The sequence below is a fragment of the Haloleucobacter ellipsoideus genome (assembly GCF_052491725.1).
In genome coordinates this window covers 128,209-135,000 of sequence record NZ_JBQWAR010000020.1, presented here as the reverse complement: position 1 = coordinate 135,000, position 6,792 = coordinate 128,209, and the positions used below count along the sequence as shown (strand labels likewise).

The window sequence follows — 6,792 nt, the reverse complement described above, 5'->3', positions numbered from 1 at the left end:
GCACAAGAGCGCCTTGTGGGTGAAACCTCCGCGCGGCAGGTGTTCGATCGCCTTGCCGGCACCTGGACCTATTGGGGCTGGAAGGGCGGCTATTTCGACAGCGAGGCTGATGCGCAGGCCTTTTTCGATGAGCATCGCTACATGCTGGCCATGCAGATGGCCGCGCCGAATTCCCCGCAATGGTTCAATACCGGCCTGCACTGGGCCTATGGCATTGATGGTCCCGGGCAGGGCCATTTCTATGTCGATTACCGCACCGGCGAGCTGCTGGCCTCCACATCGGCCTATGAGCATCCCCAGCCGCATGCCTGCTTCATCCAGTCCGTGGGGGATGATCTGGTGAATGAGGGCGGCATCATGGATCTGTGGGTCCGTGAGGCGCGCCTATTCAAATATGGTTCCGGCACCGGTTCCAATTTCTCCGCCCTGCGCGGGGAGGGAGAGAGGCTCTCCGGCGGCGGGCGCTCTTCCGGGCTGATGAGCTTCCTGAAGATTGGCGACCGCGCGGCCGGGGCCATCAAGTCCGGCGGCACCACGCGCCGCGCCGCCAAGATGGTGGTGGTGGATGCCGACCACCCGGATGTGGAAGCCTATGTGGAGTGGAAGGTCACGGAAGAGCAGAAGGTGGCCGCGCTCGTCACCGGCTCCAAGCTGAATGCACGCCATCTCAAGGCTGTGCTGAAGGCCTGCGTGAATTGCGAGGGCGAGGGGGATTCCTGCTTCGACCCGGAGCGGAACCCGGCCCTGAAGCGCGAGATTCGCGCCGCCCGCAAGGCCTGTGTGGCCGATGCAGCCATTCGCCGTGTCATCCAGTATGCCCGTCAGGGCTACAAGGATATCGACTTCGCCATTTATGACACGGACTGGGATGGCGAGGCCTATCTCACCGTCGCCGGGCAGAATTCCAACAATTCCGTGCGTGTGAGTGATGACTTCCTGCGCGCCGTGGAAGCGGATGAGGACTGGAACCTCATTCGCCGTACCGATGGCAAGGTTGCCCGCACCATCAAGGCGCGGGACCTGTGGGAGAAGATCGGTTCGGCCGCATGGCATTGCGCGGACCCGGGCATTCAGTTCCACACCACCATCAATGACTGGCACACCTGCCCGGCGGGGGGCGAGATCCGCGCCTCCAATCCGTGCTCGGAATATATGTTCCTGGATGATACGGCCTGCAATCTGGCGTCGCTGAACCTGCTCCAGTTCCGTGACAGGGACAGGCAGTTCGATGTGTCCAGCTATGAGCATGCGGTGCGATTGTGGACCGTGGTGCTGGAAATCTCGGTGCTGATGGCGCAGTTCCCCTCGCGCCGCATTGCCGAGCTGTCCTATGCCTATCGCACGCTGGGGCTGGGCTATGCCAATATTGGCGGCCTGCTGATGTCCTCCGGCATTCCCTATGATTCTGCCGAGGGGCGGGCCATTTGCGGTGCGCTCAGCGCCATCATGACCGGCGTGTCCTATGCCACATCGGCGGAAATGGCGCGTGAGCTGGGGCCGTTTCCGGCCTATGCGTCCAATGCCTCATCCATGCTGCGGGTCATCCGCAACCATCGCCGCGCCGCCCATGGCGAGGCCGGGGGCTATGAGGATCTCTCCATTGCGCCGGTGCCGCTGGATCTGGAGCATTGCCCGCGGCGGCTTATCGAGCATGCCGGCCGCGCGTGGGACCGCGCGCTGGAGCTGGGCGAGCGCCACGGCTATCGCAATGCGCAGGTGTCCGTCATCGCGCCCACCGGCACCATCGGGCTGGTGATGGATTGCGATACCACGGGTATCGAGCCGGACTTCGCGCTGGTGAAGTTCAAGAAGCTCGCCGGGGGCGGCTATTTCAAGATCATCAACCGCGCCGTGCCGGATGCCCTGCGGGCACTGGGCTATGGCGAGGCGCAGATCGCCGAGATCGAGGCCTATGCGGTGGGCCATGGCTCGCTGGACCAGGCTCCGGCCATCAATCCCTCCAGCCTGCGGGCCAAGGGCTTTGATGATGCCGCGCTGGCCAAGGCCGCGGCTGCGGTGAAGACCGCGTTCGACATCAAGTTCGCCTTCAATCGCTGGACCTTCGGTGAGGAATTCCTCACCGGAACCCTGAAGGTGCCGGCCGCCCGGATGGCTGACCCGAAGTTCGATCTTCTCACCTTCCTCGGCTTCACCAGGGCCGAGATTGACGCGGCCAATATCCATGCCTGCGGAGCGATGACGCTTGAAGGCGCGCCGCACCTGAAGGCCGAGCATCTGCCGGTGTTTGATTGCGCCTCGCCCTGCGGGCGTCTTGGCAAGCGCTATCTCTCGGTGGAAAGCCACATCCGCATGATGGCGGCGGCGCAGCCCTTCATTTCGGGGGCGATTTCCAAGACCATCAACATGCCGAACGAGGCCGGCGTCGAGGATTGCAAGGCGGCCTATCTGCTCTCCTGGCGTCTGGCGCTGAAGGCCAATGCGCTGTACCGCGATGGCTCCAAGCTCTCCCAGCCGCTCAATGCCCAGCTCGTGGCGGACGATGAGGATGAGGACGACGCGCTGGATGCCCTGATGGCCCAGCCGGCTGCGGCCCGGACCGCTGCCGTCACGGAAAAGATCGTCGAGAAGGTGATCGAGAAGGTGGTGGAGCACCGCGTGCGTTCGCGCGAGAAGATGCCGGACCGCCGCAAGGGCTATACCCAGAAGGCTGTCGTGGGCGGGCACAAGGTGTATCTGCGCACGGGTGAATATGATGATGGGCGCCTCGGCGAGATCTTCATCGACATGCACAAGGAGGGCGCGGCCCTTCGTTCGCTGCTGAACAATTTCGCCATCGCCATCTCCCTCGGCCTGCAATATGGCGTGCCGCTGGATGAATATGTGGATGCCTTCACCTTTACCCGTTTCGAGCCGGCCGGCCCGGTGCAGGGCAATGAGGCGATCAAGTACGCCACCTCGATCCTCGATTATGTGTTCCGCGAGCTGGCGGTCTCCTATCTGGCCCGCAATGATCTGGGGCATGTGGATCTGGGTGAAACCGGCTTCGATGCGCTGGGCAAGGGCGTGGATGAGGGCAAGGCGCCAAATCCTGCCGCGCGCATCGTTTCCAAGGGTCTGGTGCGGGGCAAGACGGTGAACCTGCTGATGCCGCAGCCGTCGGGTGCTGGGGAGGCCCGTGCGCCTTCGGACAATGTCACGGTGCTCCGGGGCCGGGTTGATGGCGCAACCGTGCTGAAGGTCGAGACCTCGGAACTCACCGAAACCGTGGAGACCGTCGTGGAGGCGGCCAGTGCGGAAGCGGCGGGTGAACTGCTCGCCGAAACCCTGCCCTGGCGCAACGCCTCCGCCCGCAAGGCGGAAGCCCGGGCCGAGGCGCGCGCCAAGGGCTATGAGGGTGAAGCCTGCCCTGAATGCATGAACTTCACGCTGGTGCGCAACGGCACCTGCCTGAAGTGCGAGACCTGCGGCTCCACCACCGGCTGCAGCTGAGCGCGCCCAGGCTTCGGCCTCGGGGCCGGCCGGACAGGAAGACCATAAAAACGGCGCCCTGTGAAAGGGGCGCCGTTTTTTCATCCGGTCTCATCACCTGCCGGGAGGCGTGCCGGCAGGGCAACAAAAAACCCACCCTGCCGGAACAGGGTGGGTGATGCGCTACGCAGGCTGATCCGCGTTTCCGCGTTCAGCGCAGATCGACCTCGAACTTCGCCGCGGTCTTTTCCTTCACCTCTTCCAGCGAGACGCCGGGAGCCAGTTCCTTGAGAACCAGCGTGCCGCCGCGCTTGGTGAATTCGAACACCGCAAGGTCGGTGATGACGAAGTCGGTCACCTGGGTGCCGGTGAGCGGCAGGGTGCAGCGCTCCACCAGCTTGGGCGCGCCGGACTTTTCCACATGCTCCATGAGCACGATCACCTCACGCGCGCCGGCCACAAGGTCCATCGCGCCGCCCATGCCCTTCACCATCTTGCCGGGCACCATCCAGTTGGCGATGTCGCCATGCTCGGAAACCTGCATGGAGCCGAGGATGGACAGGTCCATATGCCCGCCGCGGATCATGGCAAAGCTGTCGGCGCTGTTGAAATAGGCGGTCTCCGCCACTTCCGTCACGGTCTGCTTGCCGGCATTGATGAGGTCCGGGTCCTCCTCACCCTCATAGGGGAAGGGGCCGATGCCGAGCATGCCGTTCTCGCTCTGGAAGGTCACGTCCATGCCTTCGGGCAGGGCGTTGGCCACGAGCGTGGGGATGCCGATGCCGAGATTGACATAGAAGCCATCGCGGATCTGCTGGGCGGCGCGGGCCGCCATCTGGTCGCGGGTCCAGGCCATCTCACTTCACCTCTTCAGAACGCGGACGGGTGGTGACTTTCTCGATGCGCTTCTCGGCGCCCTGGCTGAGGACCACGCGGTCCACATAAATGCCGGGGGTGTGGATGCAATCGGGGTCGAGCTGCCCGGTTTCCACCACCTCTTCCACCTCCGCTACGGTGAACTTGCCGGCGCTCGCCATCATCGGGTTAAAGTTGCGGGCGGTCTTGCGGTAGACGAGATTGCCCGCCTTGTCGCCCTTCCACGCCTTGATGATGGAGATATCGGCCTTCAGCGCCGTTTCGAGCACATAATTGTGCCCGTCAAAGACAGCGGTCGGCTTGCCCTCGGCGATCACGGTGCCATAGCCGGTCTTGGTATAGAAGGCGGCGATGCCCGCCCCACCGGCGCGGATGCGCTCGGCCAGCGTGCCCTGCGGGTTGAACTCCAGCTCCAGCTCGCCGCTCAGATAGAGCTTCTCGAACAGCTTGTTCTCGCCGACATAGGAAGAGATCATCTTCTTGATCTGGCCATTGGCGAGCAGAATGCCAAGGCCGAAATCATCAATTCCGCAATTGTTGGAAATCACGGTCAGGTGCTTGGGACCGAGATCGCGGATGGCCGCGATGAGATTCTCGGGAATGCCGCACAGGCCGAAGCCGCCAGCCATGATGGTCATGCCGTCCGAGATCACGCCCTCCAGGGCGCTTTTCGCATCGGCGAAAACCTTGTTGCGCATGAATGCTACTCTCCTTGGAGCCGGGTTCATCCCTGTTCTGGCAGCGCTGCCGGCGCAGGCTGTCGAGTGCTGTCAGCTCTGTCCCCATGGGGGTGGGGTGCGACCAAAAAATAAGCGGTCGCCTATCTTTTCGTAGTATGCCGCAGCCCTAATGCCAAGGGCTCCAGCGTATCTTGTTCAAAACCATCGACAGGAGCGGCGCTGAAGGGCATAGGCGTGGCATGTCACTTCGCGCGCGCACCTCGATTGTTTCCGTGGCGACGCTCGGCTCCCGCATTCTCGGCTTCATGCGGGATGCCGCGATAGCCGCCGTGCTGGGCGTGGGGCCGGTGGCGGATGCATTGGCGGCCGCTCTCGCCTTGCCTCTGCTGGCGCGTCGCCTGCTGGCGGAAGGGGCATTCAATCTGGCCTTCATTCCAGCCCTTGTGGACGAGAAAGAGCAAGGGCGCGCATCGCCTCTGGTGCTGGCCACGGGCGCGCTTCTGGTGGGAGCGCTTCTGCTTGCGGCCTGTGTGGCCGCCTTTTTCATGCCCGCACTCATCGGCCTGCTCGCACCGGGCTTTGAAAGCGCGGGCGCGCGGGCGGAGCTGGCTGTGCTGTGCGGACGCATCGCGGTGTTCTATCTGCCGCTTGCGGGGCTGGCGGCCATTTATGGCGGTATTGCCAATGCCGAGCACAGGGTGTTGCTGCCGGCCCTGGCGCCTGTTGCGGCCAATCTCACCGTGCTTGCGGTGCTGCTTGTGCTGGCATGGCAGGGCATGCTGGCAAGTGATCGGGCGGCGCTGGTCATTGCCGCGGCAACGGTTGCTGCCGGAATCAGCCAGCTTGTGCTGATGCGCCGGGCGGCCCGGGGCTGTGTGGCATTCCGCGCTGAAGAGGGGAAGCCTCGCCCACCCATGGCGCTGCACTGGCGCAAGGCGGCCCGGGTGCTGCGGCAGGCCATACCGGCGCTGCTCTTTGCTGGGCTGAGCCAGTTCCGTTTCATGATCGCGCTGGCGCTGGTTTCGGCGACAGATGGCGCGATGGCCGCCCTCAATTATGCACAACGTCTGATGGATCTGCCGCTGGGGCTGGTGGGGGCCAGCGCCGGGGCGGTTCTTCTGCCTTTGCTGGTGCGCAAGGGGCGCGGGCAGGGGGATGATGCCGGGCGCGCCCTGCTGGCGGCGCTGGCATTTGCATGGCCTGCGGCGATCGGCCTTCATGTGTTGGCGGAGCCGGTGGTGCAGCTCTTGTTCAAGCGCGGCAGCTTTGATGCGGAAGGCGTGCGGCAGACAGCGGCCATTCTTGGCATTCTGGCCCTGTCCCTGCCATTTCAGGGGCTGGAACGGGTGCTGAGCGCCATTGCCTCGGCCGGCGGTGTCATGCGCATGGGGGAGCGGATCGCCATTGCCTCCCTGCTGGTGTGCCTGCTGGCGGGGCTCGGGCTGGGCGCGTTTGGCGGAGTCCTGAGCGTGGTGGCGGCCGTCGCGCTGTCGGCTTTCGCATCGGTCGTCGCGCTGTGTGTGCTGCTGGTGCGCGGGGGGCATCTGGCCCTGGGGGCGGTGCTCATGCCCCTTCTGGGCGTCTGCATGGCGGGGCTGCTGATGGGCGGCGCGGTGACCCTGCTGGAGAGGGCGACCCGGCACTGGCCGATAGCGGATGGCTGGCTGATGGAAGCTGCGCGCCTGCTGTTTCTGGTGGGCGGAGGCGTGGCGATTTACGGCCTTCTTCTGCTGGGTCTCGTGGCCCTGCGGCGGTACTGGCCCATGGCTCGCCGGCCCTGAAATGAAAAAACCGCCTGGGCTTGCGA

General features: G+C 64.5%; 4 protein-coding genes (1 of these 4 only partly in view). 2 read left to right on the top strand and 2 right to left on the bottom strand.

The genetic code is table 11. The annotated features are described in order from the left end of the window. Positions 1 to 3,450 carry the 3' portion of a vitamin B12-dependent ribonucleotide reductase gene (locus ACT6QG_RS12535; RefSeq protein WP_444977915.1) on the top strand. Its footprint begins 285 nt before the window's first position, so only the last 3,450 of its 3,735 coding nucleotides appear in the window; the start codon falls outside the window, past its left edge; it ends in the stop codon at positions 3,448 to 3,450. 190 nt (positions 3,451 to 3,640) lie between these two features. Here the strand turns inward: ACT6QG_RS12535 and ACT6QG_RS12530 are convergent, their stop codons facing one another. Both ACT6QG_RS12530 and ACT6QG_RS12525 read right to left on the bottom strand, forming a co-directional pair. After that, complete coding sequence (locus tag ACT6QG_RS12530; protein ID WP_444977914.1) at positions 3,641 to 4,285, bottom strand: CoA transferase subunit B; 645 nt, start codon at positions 4,283 to 4,285, stop codon at positions 3,641 to 3,643. Position 4,286: 1 nt separating this feature from the next. Continuing rightward, a complete protein-coding gene (locus tag ACT6QG_RS12525) occupies positions 4,287 to 5,003 on the bottom strand; it encodes a CoA transferase subunit A (protein ID WP_444977913.1) in 717 nt (238 codons plus the stop codon). Between the two features lie 221 nt (positions 5,004 to 5,224). On the opposite strand from ACT6QG_RS12525, the gene murJ reads away from it, so the two are divergent. After that, entirely contained in the window at positions 5,225 to 6,766 is a 1,542-nt protein-coding gene (gene murJ / locus ACT6QG_RS12520; RefSeq protein ID WP_444977912.1) for a murein biosynthesis integral membrane protein MurJ, read from the top strand. The last annotated feature ends 26 nt before the right edge of the window (positions 6,767 to 6,792 follow it).

Coding starts and splice junctions, on each gene's coding strand:
- ACT6QG_RS12530 (WP_444977914.1), bottom strand. CDS start 4,285: ATGGCCTGGACCCGCGACCAGATGGCGGCCCGCGCCGCCCAGCAGATC.
- ACT6QG_RS12525 (WP_444977913.1), bottom strand. CDS start 5,003: ATGCGCAACAAGGTTTTCGCCGATGCGAAAAGCGCCCTGGAGGGCGTG.
- murJ (WP_444977912.1), top strand. CDS start 5,225: ATGTCACTTCGCGCGCGCACCTCGATTGTTTCCGTGGCGACGCTCGGC.